The organism is Bacillus sp. SORGH_AS_0510, assembly GCF_030818775.1.
In the GTDB taxonomy this organism is placed as follows: domain Bacteria; phylum Bacillota; class Bacilli; order Bacillales; family Cytobacillaceae; genus Neobacillus.
In genome coordinates this window covers 767,142-784,057 of the sequence record NZ_JAUTAU010000001.1, presented here as the reverse complement: position 1 = coordinate 784,057, position 16,916 = coordinate 767,142, and the positions used below count along the sequence as shown (strand labels likewise).

14 protein-coding genes and 1 pseudogene are annotated in these 16,916 nt (G+C 43.2%); 7 read left to right on the top strand and 8 right to left on the bottom strand.

All coding sequences use genetic code 11. From position 1 onward, the window contains the following. Positions 1-42 precede the first annotated feature (42 nt). Together QE429_RS04145 and QE429_RS04140 are read left to right on the top strand one after the other, a co-directional pair. A complete protein-coding gene (locus tag QE429_RS04145) occupies positions 43-597 on the top strand; it encodes an RNA polymerase sigma factor (protein WP_307284413.1) in 555 nt (184 codons plus the stop codon). After that, positions 584-1,864, top strand: coding sequence for a DUF4179 domain-containing protein (locus QE429_RS04140; RefSeq protein WP_307284411.1), 1,281 nt, complete (start codon positions 584-586; stop codon positions 1,862-1,864). Before QE429_RS04145 ends, QE429_RS04140 begins: the two co-directional genes overlap by 14 nt. A gap of 21 nt (positions 1,865-1,885) precedes the next feature. On the opposite strand, the gene QE429_RS04135 is transcribed toward QE429_RS04140, so the two are convergent. The 3 genes from QE429_RS04135 to QE429_RS04125 form a co-directional block, all read right to left on the bottom strand. After that, the gene (locus tag QE429_RS04135) at positions 1,886-2,740 is read right to left on the bottom strand and encodes a MurR/RpiR family transcriptional regulator (RefSeq protein WP_307284408.1); all 855 of its coding nucleotides are present in this window, start codon (positions 2,738-2,740) and stop codon (positions 1,886-1,888) included. Positions 2,741-3,342: 602 nt separating this feature from the next. Further along, positions 3,343-4,035: an N-acetylmannosamine-6-phosphate 2-epimerase gene (locus QE429_RS04130; protein WP_307284407.1), complete on the bottom strand. Its 693-nt coding sequence runs from the start codon at positions 4,033-4,035 to the stop codon at positions 3,343-3,345. A 739-nt stretch (positions 4,036-4,774) separates the two neighbouring features. Then, positions 4,775-6,310 carry a maltose/glucose-specific PTS transporter subunit IIC gene (locus QE429_RS04125; protein ID WP_307284404.1) on the bottom strand — a complete coding sequence of 512 codons (1,536 nt, stop codon included), beginning with the start codon at positions 6,308-6,310 and terminating at the stop codon, positions 4,775-4,777. A gap of 283 nt (positions 6,311-6,593) precedes the next feature. On the opposite strand from QE429_RS04125, the gene nagA reads away from it, so the two are divergent. The 3 genes and pseudogenes from nagA to QE429_RS04110 all read left to right on the top strand — a co-directional run. Next, positions 6,594-7,793 carry an N-acetylglucosamine-6-phosphate deacetylase gene (gene nagA, locus QE429_RS04120; protein ID WP_307284403.1) on the top strand — a complete coding sequence of 400 codons (1,200 nt, stop codon included), beginning with the start codon at positions 6,594-6,596 and terminating at the stop codon, positions 7,791-7,793. After that, on the top strand, positions 7,790-8,521 hold the full coding sequence (gene nagB, locus QE429_RS04115; RefSeq protein ID WP_307284400.1) for a glucosamine-6-phosphate deaminase: 732 nt from the start codon (positions 7,790-7,792) through the stop codon (positions 8,519-8,521). The genes nagA and nagB overlap by 4 nt, the downstream gene beginning before the upstream one ends. A gap of 57 nt (positions 8,522-8,578) precedes the next feature. Further along, positions 8,579-9,040 (top strand): annotated as a pseudogene (locus tag QE429_RS04110) (PTS sugar transporter subunit IIA); the annotation flags it as partial. A gap of 74 nt (positions 9,041-9,114) precedes the next feature. On the opposite strand, the gene QE429_RS04105 reads toward QE429_RS04110, so the two are convergent. Both QE429_RS04105 and QE429_RS04100 read right to left on the bottom strand, forming a co-directional pair. Next, complete coding sequence (locus QE429_RS04105; RefSeq protein ID WP_307284397.1) at positions 9,115-11,577, bottom strand: molybdopterin oxidoreductase family protein; 2,463 nt, start codon at positions 11,575-11,577, stop codon at positions 9,115-9,117. Between the two features lie 16 nt (positions 11,578-11,593). Next, a complete protein-coding gene (locus QE429_RS04100) occupies positions 11,594-11,998 on the bottom strand; it encodes a hypothetical protein (protein ID WP_307284394.1) in 405 nt (134 codons plus the stop codon). Between the two features lie 186 nt (positions 11,999-12,184). Between QE429_RS04100 and QE429_RS04095 the strand changes: the two genes are divergently transcribed. Further along, complete coding sequence (locus QE429_RS04095) at positions 12,185-12,343, top strand: hypothetical protein (RefSeq protein WP_307284391.1); 159 nt, start codon at positions 12,185-12,187, stop codon at positions 12,341-12,343. Positions 12,344-12,373: 30 nt separating this feature from the next. Here QE429_RS04095 and QE429_RS04090 read toward each other — a convergent pair whose 3' ends face one another. Beyond that, positions 12,374-12,577, bottom strand: a complete 204-nt coding sequence (locus QE429_RS04090) for a hypothetical protein (RefSeq protein ID WP_307284389.1) — start codon at positions 12,575-12,577, stop codon at positions 12,374-12,376. A gap of 367 nt (positions 12,578-12,944) precedes the next feature. Here QE429_RS04090 and QE429_RS04085 point away from each other — a divergent pair, with 367 nt between their 5' ends. Further along, a complete protein-coding gene (locus QE429_RS04085; protein ID WP_307284387.1) occupies positions 12,945-13,541 on the top strand; it encodes a class I SAM-dependent methyltransferase in 597 nt (198 codons plus the stop codon). Positions 13,542-13,664: 123 nt separating this feature from the next. Here QE429_RS04085 and QE429_RS04080 read toward each other — a convergent pair whose 3' ends face one another. Both QE429_RS04080 and QE429_RS04075 read right to left on the bottom strand, forming a co-directional pair. Next, entirely contained in the window at positions 13,665-15,839 is a 2,175-nt protein-coding gene (locus tag QE429_RS04080) for a transglycosylase domain-containing protein (protein WP_307284384.1), read from the bottom strand. A gap of 679 nt (positions 15,840-16,518) precedes the next feature. Continuing rightward, positions 16,519-16,905 (bottom strand): hypothetical protein, encoded by a 387-nt coding sequence (locus QE429_RS04075; protein ID WP_307284383.1) that lies wholly within the window; start codon positions 16,903-16,905, stop codon positions 16,519-16,521. Between the last annotated feature and the right edge of the window lie 11 nt (positions 16,906-16,916).

Below are 16,916 nucleotides of genomic sequence, written 5' to 3'. Positions count from 1 at the left end.
TATGCCCCTGTTGTTACTCTTATAAGGGAGAGAGGTGAAGAGATGAATGTGGTACGTTTAGTGAAGAAGGCAAAGAAGGGGAATAAGGAAGCGTTACTTGAATTAATCATGGCTGAAAAAGAGGCTTATTATAAACTTGCCCTTACGTATCTGGGTAACCAGCACGATGCGCTAGACGCGCTAGAGGAGATGATTGTGGTTTTATATGAAAAAATCATTCAACTCAAGAAAGATGAAGCATTTTATAGCTGGAGCAAAACCATTTTGGTAAACACATGCCGCTCCATGCTTCGAAAGCAAAAAAAGGTAGTCTCCATCGATGGATGGGAGACGGCGGCAAAAAATCAGGAGCCCCGTGATGATCGGTCCTATGACGCTTATAGGAGTAGTGAGCAACTTTTAGATATCCAAGAGTCTCTCAAACAGTTAAACCCTCATCAAAGGGAAGCCATTCAATTAAAATATTTTCACGACCTCGATTATGAAACCATCGCTACCGTTACAAATGTTTCAATCGGAACGGCTAAATCAAGGGTCTTTCAAGGATTAAAAAAGCTAAGAGAATATTATGGAGGGGAAATGGATGAAACGAGTTGAGGAACAGTTGATGGACGAGAAGAAACGCCTGGACTCCATCATCGTACCCGAAGATTTAGAAGCTAGATTAAGAAATGCGCTCACCCCTGTGCCTCAAAGGAGCAAACGAAAAGCGCCGATGTGGATGTTCATAGCGGTCGCCCTATTATTTATGTCCATCGTCAGCTATCAATACAATGCTTTTGCATACTACGGTAAGAAAATTTTCGGATTTGATGAAGTCATTTCCGGCCCATTAAAGCAACTCAATAATGAGGGCATGGGACAGATCATTGAGAAAAAAACAAAACTAAAAGATGGTACCGATTTTATCATCAATGGAATTATGACAGATGCCAATCAATTCATTTTGTATTATACATTAAAGAATCCAAATGGAATCGAGGAAGACATGTCGTTTCATCTTTCAAAATTGACCGGCTTTTTAACGAATTCCTATGCAGTGTCAGAGACAGCAATCTCGAATCCTGATCAAACAGAAGTGAAAGGAACCATGTCCTTCGAGCCGGTCAGTCCATTTTCAAAAACATTGACGCTGCATTATATTCAACAACTTGATAATAACAAAATGACTGCCGAAAGTATTTCATTCTCTTATAATCCAAACCAAGCATTACAAACGGAGATAAAACAATCGATTAAAAAGACGTTTAAAGTCGACAAAGGCACCATTACCTTTAACTCCATTACAGCTACACCAACAGCAACCGTCATTAAAGGGTCTCTAAATGTCGAGGACTTCGACAGGGTTGAATCTTCATGGGATGGAATAGAATTACTTGCAAATGGAAGGGCCATTCCAATGCAAGGCAGTGGTACCACAACTGGATTCACTGGCAGAACATTCGAGCTCCGATTTGATCCATTGCCCAAGCAGCTAGACTCCCTACAATTAGTTATTAAAGAGTTTGTAGGCTATAAAAAGCTGAATCAAAAAATCTCCCTAACTGCAATAGGGAATAAGCCCATTGCGATGGACAATAAAGAACTTTGGGTAAAGAATATGAAAACGACAGCACAAGGTGTTGAAATCACCATTGTGACTGAAGATGATGTGATGCTTGATGGGGTATCAGTTAAAACGCAGAACAAGGTCATTCCTTTACAAACAACAGTCAATCAAACCAAAACACAACTAGAAGACGGGCGACCCATGAAGGAACGTACATTATTATTTAAAACAACCAAAACGCCGGAATATCTTTTGATAAAAGGTATGCACTATATGGAACCATATCAGGTTACCTTGGATATTCCATTGGATTAGCGGGGACAGTCCCCCGGCGCTTTAAAGCGCTGGGGGACTGTCCCCACTCAATGCCTGCAATGTTCGATCGCGGATTTGAATCCGGTTGACGTAGTCTTTGGCGATAAGCTCTGTGTAAATTAGGTCAAAGAGCAAGAACAGCGGCAGGGTTGGGGAGATATTTTGTCCCATATGCATGCTACTTTTACTCATGACTAGAAGGGTGTAATCAGCTAACTGGGAGAGTTCCGATTTCTTATCACTGGTAATCGCCAGAATCTTTGCCCCTTGTTTCTTGGCGATTTTAACCGCATCGATCACTTCCTTGGTTTTCCCTGAAACAGAAATCCCAAGGACTAGACTCTTATCAGTGCATAAAGCCGCATCCATCACCGCTTGATGTGGGTCCGTAATCGAGTCGACTTGGACCCCGATTCGAAAAAACTTCCATTTAAACTCTTGCGCCGCAATGCCAGAGTTGCCAATCCCGTATACATGAACCTTCTGTGCCTCGTTTAAAAGAGATACAGCCTGCTGAATATCTGTATAGGTCATTTTTTGAAAAGTCGTTTCGATAATTTCTAAATGGTTTTGATAGAGATTCGAAAAGTAATCAATCTCCTTAATATCACTGGTCGTTGTCGGCTTGTTCCGTAAATCGATATATCGCTTTAGCTCGTGCTTAAATTCATTAAAGCCTGAAAAAGAAATCTTCTGACAAAAACGGGTAATCGTAGCCGGTGAAATATGAATTTTTTTCGCGATTTGACTGATCGATAGTTGGCTGGCCTCATCAGGATTTTCGATAATATATTTAGCTAAATCCGCCTCAGAGCTTGTAAATTTCCCCATTGTGCAGGCGATCCCATGAAGAAGGTTCTCACCGAGATATTCCATATGCGTTCTCCTCTAATAAATAATCGATATGTCCATTATACAAGATGATAACGTTATTCTTCGTAAAATGGTTGGAAACTATTATTATTTGCCAGGGGAGGAAAAGCGCAAGCGGCCTTGGTCATCCCCGATTAAGGAGACTGATTGATTTATCGGAGTGCAGAAATAGATAGTCGCACTTAAGAGTACAAAAGTTCATATTCTTTAGTAGTCAGGTAACAAGCTTGCATCTAGCATTAGAACCTTGTCTTATTTACTGGTCGACCACTTTTTCTCTTACCACGGGCAATAGAACCTTCCCCTATTTACCGGTCAGGCGCTTTTTGTTTGTTCACGGGCATTAGAACCTTACCCTTTTTACCGGTCAGGCACTTTTTGTCTGTTCACGGGCATTAGAACCTTACCCTATTTACCGCTAGACCACTTTTTCTTTTATCACAGGCATTAGAACCTACCCTATTTACCGCCAGACCACTTTTTCTCTTACCACGGGCATTAAGGACTGTGGCTGTGGCACATTTTATACTTCCCTACCTTTTCAAAAAAAAGCTGAAAACACCCCAGGCACACATCGTGCCGCCTGAGTTATTTTCAGCTCCTTCTTATTTTTGCATCGCCTCGACAAATCGTTTCGTGATCACCTGTGGTCTGGTAATCGCCCCGCCGACAACCACCGCGTGAACACCGATATCTAGTACTTTACGGGCAATTTCCGGCGTGGAAACATTCCCCTCTGCGATCACTTTTGCGTGCTTCACTTCTTTGACGATTTGCTTAATCACTTCATATTCTTGGTCATCGATTTTCAAGCCGTTTGTCTCTTCCGTGTATCCGTATAAGGTTGGGGCCACAATATCAAACCCTAACTCCTCTGCAAAAATTGCTTCTTCAACCGTAGAGACGTCCGCCATCAGGAGAAGTTCCGGATACTTCGCGCGAACTTCTTGGTAAAAAGTTGCTAAGTCTTTTCCATCGGGACGGATACGATTCGTTGCATCAGTCGCAATGATTTCAACACCGGTCTCAGCCAAAGCATCGATTTCTTTCATTGTCGGCGTAATGAAAACCGGTTGGTTATCGTATACTTGTTTGATAATGCCGATGACAGGCAGATTGACTTGTTTTTTAATTTCGAGAATATCAGAGACGGAGTTGGCACGAATGCCAACCGCGCCTCCTTCTCTTGCAGCTACTGCCATACGACCCATAATGTATGAACTATGCAGCGGCTCCCCTTCTAACGCTTGGCAGGAAACCACTAAACCATCCCTAATCTTCTCTAAAACTTCATGCATTCAAAACACGTCCTTATGATTTTTATGCTGTATTTGCAAAAATTGTTATTTTAATGTTCGCCTGGTCTTCTGACAATGTTATAAGGTTTTTCTCCTACTCTGTCAAAAGTTGTTCTAACTTCTGACAATCTTGTGGAGTTTTACTCCTACTCTGTCAAATGTTGCCCCGTCTTCTGACTATGTTAGGCAGTTTTACACCTTCTCTGTCAGAAGTTGCCCCGTCTTTGGACTATGTTGTGCGGTTTTTCTCCTACTCTGTCAGAAGTTGCTCTGTCTTCTGACTATGTTAAGCAGTTTTACACCTTCTCTGTCAGAAGTTGCCCCGTCTTTGGACTATGTTGTGCGGTTTTTCTCCTACTCTGTCAGAAGTTGCTCTGTCTTCTGACTATGTTAAGCAGTTTTACACCTTCTCTGTCAGAAGTTGCCCCGTCTTTGGACTATGTTGTGCGGTTTTACACCTTCTCTGTCAGAAGTTGCTCTGTCTTCTGACTATGTTACTGGGTTTTACACCTTCTCTGTCAGAAGTTGCCCCGTCTCCTGACTATGTTGTGCTGTTTTTCTCCTACTCTGTCAGAAGTTGCTCTGTCTTCTGACTATGTTATGAGGTTTTTCTCCTTCTCTGTCAGAAGTTGCTCTGTCTTTTGACAATGTTGTGCGGTTTTACACCTACTCTGTCCAAAGCTCCACCAACTTCTGACTATGTTCCAGGGTTCTCCCCCTGCTCTGTCCAGAGCTCCCTTTACTGCCCTAAATACTCCTCAACCTCGTTCTTCACAATCGTAACCTGTGGTCCGTAAATAATTTGTACGCCTGTTCCTTTTTTCACGATTCCTTTTGAACCCGTTTGTTTAATCACATCGTCCTTCACCAAAGCCTCGTCCTTAATGGTTACACGCAGACGAGTCGCGCAGCAATCGACTACCTCAATGTTTTTCGGACCGCCTAATCCCTCGACAATTGTCTTCGCCCGATCCGTAGCGGACACCTGCTCCGCAACTGCCTGTTCTTCGTCTTCTCGGCCAATCACTTTGAAATTCTTTTTCCTAATTAAGAACTTGAACGTAAAATAGTATAAGAAGAACCATGGAATCCCTACCACTAACACATATGGCCAGTTGGTTTTGTCAACACCTTGAAGTACCCCGAATAAAATGAAATCAATGAATCCGCCTGAGAACGTTTGTCCAACCGTAATATTGAAAAGATCGGCCATCATAAAAGCAAACCCGTCGAAAATCGCATGAACTACATATAGAAGCGGTGCCACGAATAAGAAACTGAATTCAAGTGGCTCGGTGATTCCTGTTAAAAAGGATGTTAACGCGGCAGATAACAAAATACCCGCTACGACTTTTCTATTCTTCTTTTTCGAGCAATGATAAATCGCCAATGCGGCACCTGGTAAACCAAACATCATCGTGATAAAACGACCCGACATGAATCGGGATACGCCTTCGTAATATTGAGTGGTCGAAGGGTCACCCAACTGAGCAAAGAAGATATTTTGTGTACCGCTTACAAGTTTCCCGCCAATTTCCATCGTGCCGCCAAGCGCGGTTTGCCAGAATGGAAGATAGAAAATATGATGTAAACCAAGCGGCCCAAGCATACGTAAAATAAATCCGTAGAAAAGAGTACCGACGGCCCCTGTGCTTGTCACAATTGAACCAAGCTGATTAATGAAAGCTTGGAAATAAGGCCAGATAACAAACAGAATCGCTCCTATAAAAATTGACGCAAACGAAACGACAATCGGAATAAAGCGAGAGCCCCCAAAGAATCCTAACACTTGAGGAAGCTGAATTTTATTGTATTTATTATGCAGCACGGCTGCGACAATCCCGACGATGATCCCGCCAAACACACCCGTTTCTAATGTCTGGATACCGACCGCCATCCCTTGTCCAGCTCCAGCCAGATTGTCTTTTGTCAGTTCACCAGTTAGGGAAAGTAGTGCATTAATGGTACTATTCATAACAAAGTACCCAATCATGGCAGCTAATCCGGCCGTCGCTTTATCGGACCGGGCTAACCCAATCGCTACCCCTACCGCAAAAATAATCGGTAGGTTACCGAATACAATCGAACCCGCTGCACTCATAATGGTGAAAATGGCCTGCAGCCAACTAATATCTAAAAATGGATATGCTGCAACCGTATTCGGATTCGACAGCGCTCCACCTATACCTAATAACAAACCCGCCGCTGGTAAAACCGCGATCGGAAGCATGAACGATTTACCAAATTGCTGCGCTTTTTCAAAAGCTTTTTTCATTACAGTTGACCTCCTTTGTCTTCATTAAAGTTTGTGGCACCAAAGCAGCTGAATCAGAGTTAGAAGCTTGTTGGTACCAAACCTTACACCGGTATCATATATCCGCAAGGAATGTCTTACAATGGGTTTGGAATCGGTTTCAACCATTTTCATTGTTTCCACTGTAACCATGAAAAACGGTTCAATTTAGAGTGCGGTACTATTTTTCAAGGACGCCGAGTAGTAGAATCTAGTTGAAAAGAACCTCCATTACATTTTTTCCATAGAAAGGGGTTGTTAATAGATGAATCATGAAAGTAAAGCTATTGTGCTGAAAGGCATGCAACTATATACAGAAGATCAAATCATTGAAAAAGGCTACATTCACTGGCAGGATCAAAAAATTATCGCGGTTGGACCGATTGCAGAATGTCCACATATAGAAGGTGCGGACGTGATTTACGTTCCTTCTACCTTTAAAGCCATCCCCGGTCTCATCGATATTCATATCCACGGTGTCAATGGTGCGGACGTGATGGATGCCACAACCGAAGCCTTGGAAACCATGGCAACGGCTCTGCCGAAAGAAGGAACAACCAGCTTCTTAGCTACCACCATGACCCAGAGCCATACTGCTATTGAAAAAGCACTACAAAATGCAGGGAATTTTATCCAGAACCAACAATCTTCCGGTCAGGCAGAAGTTCTTGGCGTCCATCTCGAAGGACCGTATGTCAACAAATCTAAAGCCGGTGCTCAGCCCATTGATTTCATTGTCGATGCGAACATCGAGCAATTGGAAAAGTGGAACACGTTAACGAAACAATCGATTAAAGTCGTCACTTTAGCACCGGAACAGCCAGGCGGCATGGAAATGGTGAAATACTTACACGAACACGATATCATTGCCTCGATTGGCCATTCGGACGCCACTTATGAAGAAGTGATGCAAGCCATCAAGGCAGGCGCAAAGCATGTCACTCATCTATATAATCAAATGCGCGGCTTGCACCATCGCGAACCCGGCGTCGTTGGCGCGGCATTTTTACAAGAGGAATTAACAGCAGAAATTATCGCAGATGGCGTCCATTCCAGACCGGAAATGGTGAAGTTGGCTTATCAACAAAAAGGAAAAACAGGATTAATCTTAATCACAGATTCCATGCGGGCCAAATGCTTGAAAAATGGCGTCTATGACCTTGGCGGCCAAGCGGTAACGGTAGCAGACGGACGAGCGCTTTTACACGACGGAACCCTTGCCGGCAGCATCCTAAAACTCGGTCATGCGATGAAAAACATGATTGATTTCACGAATTGCTCCTTGGAAGACACCATCCAAATGGCCTCCGTTAATCCTGCGAAACAACTGGATGTCTTTGATCGAAAAGGAAGCATCACGAGCGGTAAAGACGCGGACATCGTGCTATTGGATGAGGAATTGGAAGTTGCCCTGACCTTTTGCCGTGGGGAACTTGCTTATGATCGAGGGGGAGAACGTCAATGAAGATTATACATGTGAAAAATTATGAAGAAATGAGTCAAAAAGCCGCGGAGTATCTAATCGAAAAAATTCGCCGCAATCCTGCCATCACTCTTGGGTTAGCAACAGGCGGAACTCCGGTTGGCTTATATGATGAATTGGTGAAGGACCATCAAACTAACCAAACTTCCTATCAAGACGTCACCACGTTTAACTTGGATGAATACATGGGCCTTTCTGGTGAAGACCCTAACAGTTACCGTTATTTCATGAACCAGCAATTATTTAATCGGATTGATATCCCAAAGGCCAATACCCACGTTCCTTTAGGAGATACAAAGGATCCGCAGCAGCAATGCAGCGACTATGAAACCCTTTTGAAAAATCATGGCGGGATTGACCTGCAAATCCTTGGCATCGGCAGCAACGGTCATATTGGTTTTAATGAGCCAGGGACCTCCTTTCAATCCGAAACACATATTGTCGAACTAGCACCTACGACACGCGAGGCCAACGCCAGATTTTTCAACAGTCTGAATGAAGTGCCTACGCAAGCGATTACCATGGGGATTGCGAGCATTCTGCGCAGCAAAGAAATTCTATTGCTGATTTCAGGCGAGAACAAACAAGACGCGTTGGCAAAGCTAATACATGGTGAAGTGAGCGAAGACTTTCCTGCCTCGGTCTTGAGGAATCACCCACATGTGACCATTATCGCGGATGAGGCGGCGATCGGAACTATCGTTGTATAAGACTAAGCCATGGAGGTAATGAGGATGTTGAAGAAATTATTTGGAATAGGTAAAGATAATAAGGGGGATTCGGTCGTTTCTCCGATGAAAGGGCAACTGATACCCATCACAGACGTGCCTGACGCCGTCTTCTCCGGAAAAATGATGGGCGACGGCTTTGCCATTGTGCCATCAGAGGGTACGGTCGTTTCTCCCGTGGATGGAACCATTATGAATTTGTTTCCAACGAAGCATGCGATGGGGATCCAATCCGACTCAGGCCGCGAAATCTTACTTCACGTGGGAATCGATACCGTCAACTTGAAGGGCCAAGGCTTTGACGTGTTGGTTACCGAAGGCGCACATGTGAAAAAGGGACAACCGTTATTGAGGGTCGACCTGGATTATGTCAAAGAACATGCAACGTCAACCATCACACCGATTGTATTTACCAATCTGGGGGACGGTGAACGGGTCGAGATTCGAAAGAGTGGACAGGTTGATGTGCAGGAAGAAGATATTATTTCTATTTTAAAATAAACGAGAGAAGTTACATTCCAACGGAGTGTAACTTTTAAAATGCCCAAAAAAGGAGGGGACAGTCCCCCGCTGCTTTAAAGCAGTGGGGGACTGTCCCCAAAATGTGGCCATCTTTCAATGTTCCGATATGGCATATATGGGGGGATCTCTACATTCACTCTGGAAAGCGGGACTTCTACTTCACTTCCGATGTCCGCCCGATATGGTGGCATCATTCGGTTGATTCGGGCCAACTCCTCTAGCGTTAAGCGATTCTCAGCCGCAATCTGTTCTAACTTATCGGAAGAACTAACCCGGTACCGTTTCCTCAACGTCTCCACCCGGCAGGAGGACTGCTTGAAGGTTGGCTGTTTGGATAAAGGATCCGTAAAATCAACGGTTAATTCATTCGCCGCCTCATCGTTTTCCCATGTTCCGTAATGAAAAGGGACAAATACCACCCCCTGTTTCACGGTATCTACAATTCTAGCAGGAACCTTGATGCTGCCTCTCGGGGAAACAACCCGAACCACCTCTCCCGGAATCAGCCCCAAGTCCTCCGCATCCTTCACATGGATTTCCACATACCCTTGAGGGGCAATCATTTGCAGATAAGGCGACCGCCCCGTTTTTGTCCGCGTATGCCAATGCCAGACAAGACGACCCGTGGTTAACCAAAGCGGAAACTTCTCTCTTGGCTGCTCCGCCGGCGGAACATAATGGGTCGCATACATAATGGCTCTTCCATTGGCCTGGAGACGTTCAAACTCCTCCTTCGTCCGTGGCCTTCCAGTAAAAAGAACCTTGCCATAGCTTTGCGCATCATCCGCCGTCGTGTGAAACTTAAAATCACTATACAACCTCGGCGTACCAAGCGGATGCTCCTCATTGACCGGCCACCTCAGACCATTGTATTTCATTAATTTTTCATACGTAATACCCGACATATCACTCGGTCTTCCCCTAGAAATCCCCTTCCACTCTTCAAAGCATTCCTCTGGCGTCCGATACGAAATCAGCGGGCTGCCATCCTTATCCTTAAACTCCATGCGTTTAGCGAATTCCAGCAAAATGTCAAAATCAGATAATACCCCATTTGGCGGATCAACTGCCTTCGTTAAAAGGTTAATGGTCCGGTCGGTATTTTCCATCGTTCCTTCTTTTTCTCCCCAAATGGCAACAGGCAGCACGACATCAGCCACTTCCGTCGTCTCCGTTAAAAAGGCATCTTGCACGACCACAAATGTTTTTTCAAAAGCCTTCCTCGCTCGTTTGCGATTCGGAAGCGAAACCATGGGATTCGTATTGATGTTCCAAAACACGCCCACCTTCCCCTGCTCCATCAAATGGACAATCTCTTCAATCCCCTTCTCTGGCCCCACTTCAAGATGCGTCGGGTCGACATTCCATAAGCGAGCCATTTCTTCTATATGTTTCGGATTATCCGAATTTCGATTACCGGGATAGGTACCCACACCACCCACCGTTCGATTAGAAGAAGAACTCGGCTGGCCAGCCATATGGAACGGACCACATCCCGGTTTTCCAATTAATCCTCTCATTAGGTGCAAATTATTAATCGCGACACACGAACTGGTCGCGTCTACACTTTGATAGGCACCTTGAAGGGTGGTAGATACAAGGGTTGGTGTTCGCCCCAACACTTCCGCCGCTTTCCGAATCTGCTCCACCGGCACACCTGTGACTTGTGCAGTGAGCTCCGTCGTCCACGGCTCCACCGATTTTTTCATCTCATCGAAATGAATCGTATGGTTTCGAATAAATGGATGGTCAAGCACGCCTTCACGAATGATCAGATGAAGGATGCCATTTAACAGCGCCAAATTAGTTCCAGGATTTAATTGTAAAAATAAATCCGCTTCCTTTGCTGTTAATGTTTTTCTCACATCCACAACAATCAGATACGGCGACCCCGTCTCCCTCTTCCGTTTCATGATTCGTTCAAAAAGAACGGTTCCCGTCTCTGCAGGGTTATGCCCAAACAGCATGAGCGTATCCGCCATGTCCACATCGTCCATGGAAGCTGGTACGCCATCCGCACCAAAGGATTGCAAGAGCGCCCATTCAGTGGTAGACGTACACAATCGCGTATTGGCATCTAACAGATGGGAACGAAGCCCCGCTCTTCCGATTTTTCCAATCGTATAATAGGTTTCGATCGTGGACTGACCGGTAGAATAAATCGCGACTCCATTTCCCCCGAACGTGTCGAGGGTTTGTTTTGTTTTTTGAACAATGAGGGTTAACGCTTCGTCCCATGAGGCCGGAACCAGCGTGCCATGTTTCCGGATTAACGGTGTGAGCAACCGCTCAGGACTGTTATTGGCGTACCACTGATTTTCCCCTTTCGGTCCTAATCTCCCCCTGTTGATAGGGTGATCCGCATTCCCCTTTATCCCCACAATTTTGTTATCCTTCACAGCGATGTAGCAGCCGCAACCGATGGAACAAATATTGCAAGTGCTATACACCCATTTATCTACTTCTCCTTGGGAGTACACATTCATATCGACCCTGGATTCATCATTCCAAGACATCTACGTCACCTACTTCCTACCCTCTGAATAATGGAGGGATGATAAAACGAGCTTCTTCCTTACCAAAAATTTTTTCCACATAAGGAACCAAGCTTTTTAACTCCTCTCTCAAGAAGTGATAAAGTTCTCTTCTTTTCACTATTTCCGGGTATTCAGGACTTTCCATCCATTTGGCCGCCCTTTCCCAGCCATGGATTAACGGGTCCGCCGCCTCATCGGCACGATATAAAACGGAGATATATGGTTTAAGATGATCTTTGTGATTGGTTTGTTGTTGAAGGAGATGGTTGATGTGTTGGATCGCCCAGTCCATTTCCAATAAGAGCGGGGTTAGCCGAAATCCGATAGGGTTTTTATAAGCTGGAGAGGTTTCCGTTAGGGTCTGTAAAATTTGGGCAATCCGTTCGACATGCCGGTTCAAGCCTTCACCCCCTGAGTTGATTCCATTGTTATCATGTATATGAGCTGAAATGGGGAGAATGCCAGGTGCTTTCTCAGAAATACGTGTAAAATGGTGCGTTGTTAGTAACTGGGGATTCTTTTGCATATTTGGGGTGGTTATTTGTGAAAAATAATATTGTTTAATTATGATTGGAGGGGATTTTCTATGAAACAGAATCAACAAACTAATAAGAATGCGGGTTCCGTCATGCAACCGGAATTTGCCGGAACCGATGCACAACAAGTGAAGCAACAAATCCAAAAAGATGTAAACGCAGGACAAGGGGCAATGACATCCCGCGAAGCAGGAGCCATGAGAGATTAAAAAAACCACGATACGTGGTTTTTTAATTTTTTAATTTAACACCGGGCTAATATTGTATTTCTCTAGTAAAGCTAGTGTTGGACAACCTGGATCATCACAAGGCTCATCCGGATCCATACCATCGTGGTTAAATTCATAATGAAAGCACGTCCAGTGCATTTTTTCAAATACTTCATAGCTGTCTTGATTTACTCTGACCGGACTTTTACAACGTACACAAATTGGATATTCCATTCACATCTTTCTCCTATCATTACTTGAGTTCTACTCCTATGAGCATATTAACCCACTCTGCCCCGATGTATCAATATAGAAAAAAGCCAACAAAGCGAGGAATTCTACAAAGTTTTGATATTTGCTATAATGACCACTATGTAGATGTGATTTTAATTTTAGGCTGTGTTAAAGAACATTGTTGATTTTTATACCCTGTTGATTGGAGCGGAAGGCACGAAGACTCCTGTGGGAGTGCGGGTCAGGGGAGCCCCGCAGGCGCAAGCGACGAGGAGGCTCGCCGAAACGCCCACGAACCGCTCGTGCCTAGAGCACAAATCAACAGACAAGTTTAACAAAGCCTAATTTATAAAAATGGGAGTGGACTATGGAAAATAACGTGTTTGAAGAGTTGGCAAAAAGATATGATACGGAAGAAAGAATGGAATTAGCGAAAGTGATCGTGAAGGAAGTAAGACCTGAATTACAAAATAGCAAATCAAAATCTTTAATTGACTATGGGAGTGGAACGGGTCTAGTTAGCTTAGAATTAACCGATTTAGTGGATTCCGTTTTGTTGGTGGATTCATCCAAACAAATGTTGGAGGTTGCGGAAGCTAAAATTTCTCATGGAGAATTAACCAACGCAAAAGTGCTTTATTCTGATTTTACCCAAGGAACGCCTGAACTGAAGACAGACATTGTGTTAATGTCGCTTGTCCTTCTTCACATTCCGGATACCGGGAAAATTTTACAAGAGTTGTTCAATATTCTAAATCATGGTGGCAAGCTACTTATTATTGATTTTGACAAAAATGAAAGTATTAACCACCCAAAAGTGCATAACGGTTTTTCACATGAAGAACTGAAAGAGAGATTATCCGAAGTAGGATTTCAATCCATTGAAATGAAGACATTCTATCATGGCCATAGTATCTTCATGAAACAAGACGCCTCCATGTTTATATCCAGTAGTATAAAGTGATAACAAGGGGTAACTTCTGCTACCCCTTGTTTCTCTTCACCAGGAAACTAACTCCCCACCTTCTCGCCTATGGAACAAGACCCAAATAGCGTTTTGACATGGCGAATTAGTTACCCATCCTTATTAATGTTTATGGCCCCCTGGTTTATGTTTTCCACCATTATGCTTAGGTTTGGGGCCTCCTGGTTTAGGCTTCGCACCACCACCAGGTTTAGGTTTCATTTTCTCATGACCTCCAGGAGGGTTACCTTTATTGTCGTTTTTTGGTAGCGGTGGTGGAATATCGCTAGATCCTTTAATATAAAGCTCATTATTAACTTGATAAACGTTACTTGGTTGCTGGAATTTGGATGGGTCTGTGGCGAATGTTTGCATCATCGCTTTAAACATAAGTTGGGAAATTTTCGTATCATTGCCCAGCATATAGTTCCCAGAACCATTTTTCGAATAACCAGTCCAAACAGCCATTGAATATTGTGGGGTATACCCAACCATCCAACTATCATTCGTAGCCTTGGACGGGTATCCGAACTGTGCAATCGTCTTATCGTCAAAATTTGTTGTGCCCGTTTTTCCTGCAACATCAATCCCAGGGACATTTGCTGTCGTTCCTGTTCCAGAGTTTACAACAGTCCGCAGCATATCTGTCACCATGTATGCTGTGTAATCATGCATAACTTGTTTTGGTTTCGGGGTAAAATTAACGACTTTTCCATCCGGAAAGACTACTTTTTGAACAAAATGCGGTTTATTATATACTCCATTATTTCCAAAGGCACTGTAGGCTCCTGCCATCTCTAACGGATTAACTGTATTACTTCCGATTGCATAGGATTCATATACTTGTTCATGGTCAAATGTAAGACCAAGTCCTTCAGCAAAGGTCTTCGCATCTCCCATTCCGACTTCCCTTAGTGTGAGAAGGGCGGGAATATTGTAGGACCATTGGAGAGCCGTTCTGATGGTCAGCTTTCCATGATATTGATGATCCCAGTTTGAAATGGGCTGCCCATTTGAATAGGTGGTTTCCTTATCGTCAATTTGATGCGCAGTAGACCATTTTAACTTTTCAATAGCCGGGCCATAATCAAGAATCGGCTTAAACGAGGACCCGGGCTGGCGCTTTAAATTAATCGCAAAGTTGTTCCCTAGAAATGACGCTTTATAGTCGTTTCTTCCACTTCCAATGGCACGAACTTCCCCCGTTTTTGTATCTAAAAAAACGAAAGCCCCCTGAAAATTTTCATTGGGATAAGAAATAATCGTATTGGTGTTCATGATTTTATCCGCATATTCCTGTGCTTTCGGATCTAGGGTGGTATAAATAGACACACCATCCGTGTGGATGTCTACGTTCTTAAGCTTTCCTTTCACTTCTTTTACAGCAGCATCCAAGAACGCTTCATATGGCATACCTTGTTGATTACTTTTCGCCACAAGTCCTTCTGTAACTGGAACTTTCATGGCATCCTTCATTTCTTTCTTAGAAATGTACCCTTGTTTGTACATAGCGCCTAGAACAATATTACGGCGTTTCGTCGCAGCTTCTTTGTGCTCAGGTTTAGTTGGATCATAATTACTTGGGCTTTGTGGGAGACCGGCCAGCATTGCCATTTCCGGAAGTGTCAATTCCTTTAAGTGATTGGCATCGATTCCATAGTAGGTTTTCGCGGCTGTTGCCACTCCATATGCCCCGGCTCCAAGGTAAATCTTATTTAAATACATCATGAAAATATCTTGCTTTGAATATTTTTGTTCCAGCTGATAGGCCAAGTCCCATTCCTGCACTTTTCGCTTTATTGTTTTCTGAGGGGTCAAAAATGAGTTTTTGATTACCTGCTGTGTAATTGTACTTCCACCCTGTGAACCAAAATTCCCGGTAACATTTTCAAAAATGGCTCTAAGTGTTCCTTTAATATCGACACCGCTGTGTTGATAAAAACGTGCGTCTTCCGTCGCAATGAATGCGTGCTCTAACATTTTGGGAACTTGAGCATACGTGATTTTTGTCCTCTTCTCTTTCCCGTATTCATAGAGAAATTGGCCATTTTTATCATAAAATTTTGTAGAAAGTGGATCGGCTAATTTCGAAGGATCTAATTTAGGCGTATCCTTAATCATTCCCCCGATTGCCACTGTGACTATTCCTATTGAAACAACAGCGAGTATCAAGCAACTAATTAGCACTTTTTTTAACAATGATCCTTTTTTAGGAGACTTTTTGTTTCTTAGTTGACTCTCCCTTGTTTTTTCAGCTTGTTTTCGCTCCTGACGATAACGATACGTTTCCTCTGACATTCATCTACTCTCCCGCGTATTAATTCAAACCTTTTTATTACATTCATATGTAATACCCGTATATATAACAGATTAAAGACTCTTTTGACGATAATATTTCTTATCTTTATTCCACAATAATATTACTTCGTAAGAAATCTTATATATATGGGGGGGATAGTGATTTCAACAGGGGGAAACCAGGGGGACGGTTCTGGTGGCTTTTCTTGATAAGGCCGACTGAAACCTTACCGTTACCTTCTAGGATTAGGGATCAAATTTTATGGTCAAGTTCCATCTGGATGGTGTGACTTGATTTGTTTTAAGCGATGATTTCGACAATAAGAACCATATCTATCGTCACGGTTTGTCAATTCCCTCTATATGCTATACTATTCAAACGTTTAATTAAAAACTTCAAGAATGGCTTAAACAAGCCTTATTCAGGCAAAATACTATAAGAAGATTGTCGAAAACTCAGTAACATGTTTCCGCTTTTTTCATCAAAATTATAGTATCTTCTCCTCAAAGGACAGTCTTCAACAAATTATCATGTTATTCGATACTAATCGGACGTTTAATTAACAGCGTGCTGAGCCTAGATACATAAAGGACTTCCGCTAATAAAACACGCAGAAGATTGTCGAGAGTTGGCTACGTTCCCATAGCAAAGTGCCACCAGAACCGTCCCCCCGGCACCTTAATCCATTCCTATTAGCTCATTTAGGTTGATAGCATTAGGAATATAATATTTTTGAGTGACTATATCTCCAGAATCGCTAAAGACCCCTACTTCAAAAACCGAATTCTTCCCTTCAAAAATAATTCTTCCATCTGCCCCGCGTTCAAACGTGATTTTAGAGATATCTCTTCTTGGCGACGTATTAATCTGACGGATGGTTCGATCAATAATCTTCTTATCTTTAATTACATACGGCCCTTCTTGCTCCTCGTTCGTATAAATGGTCATTTTTGTTATATCATTGCCTTTAATAATTTTATCTTGGAAAAGATTGGACTCGCATCCACATAATATTGTTATGGCCAGAATGATGGTTCCAACTAATAAGATAGACCGTTGATTCATTCGCATTCCTC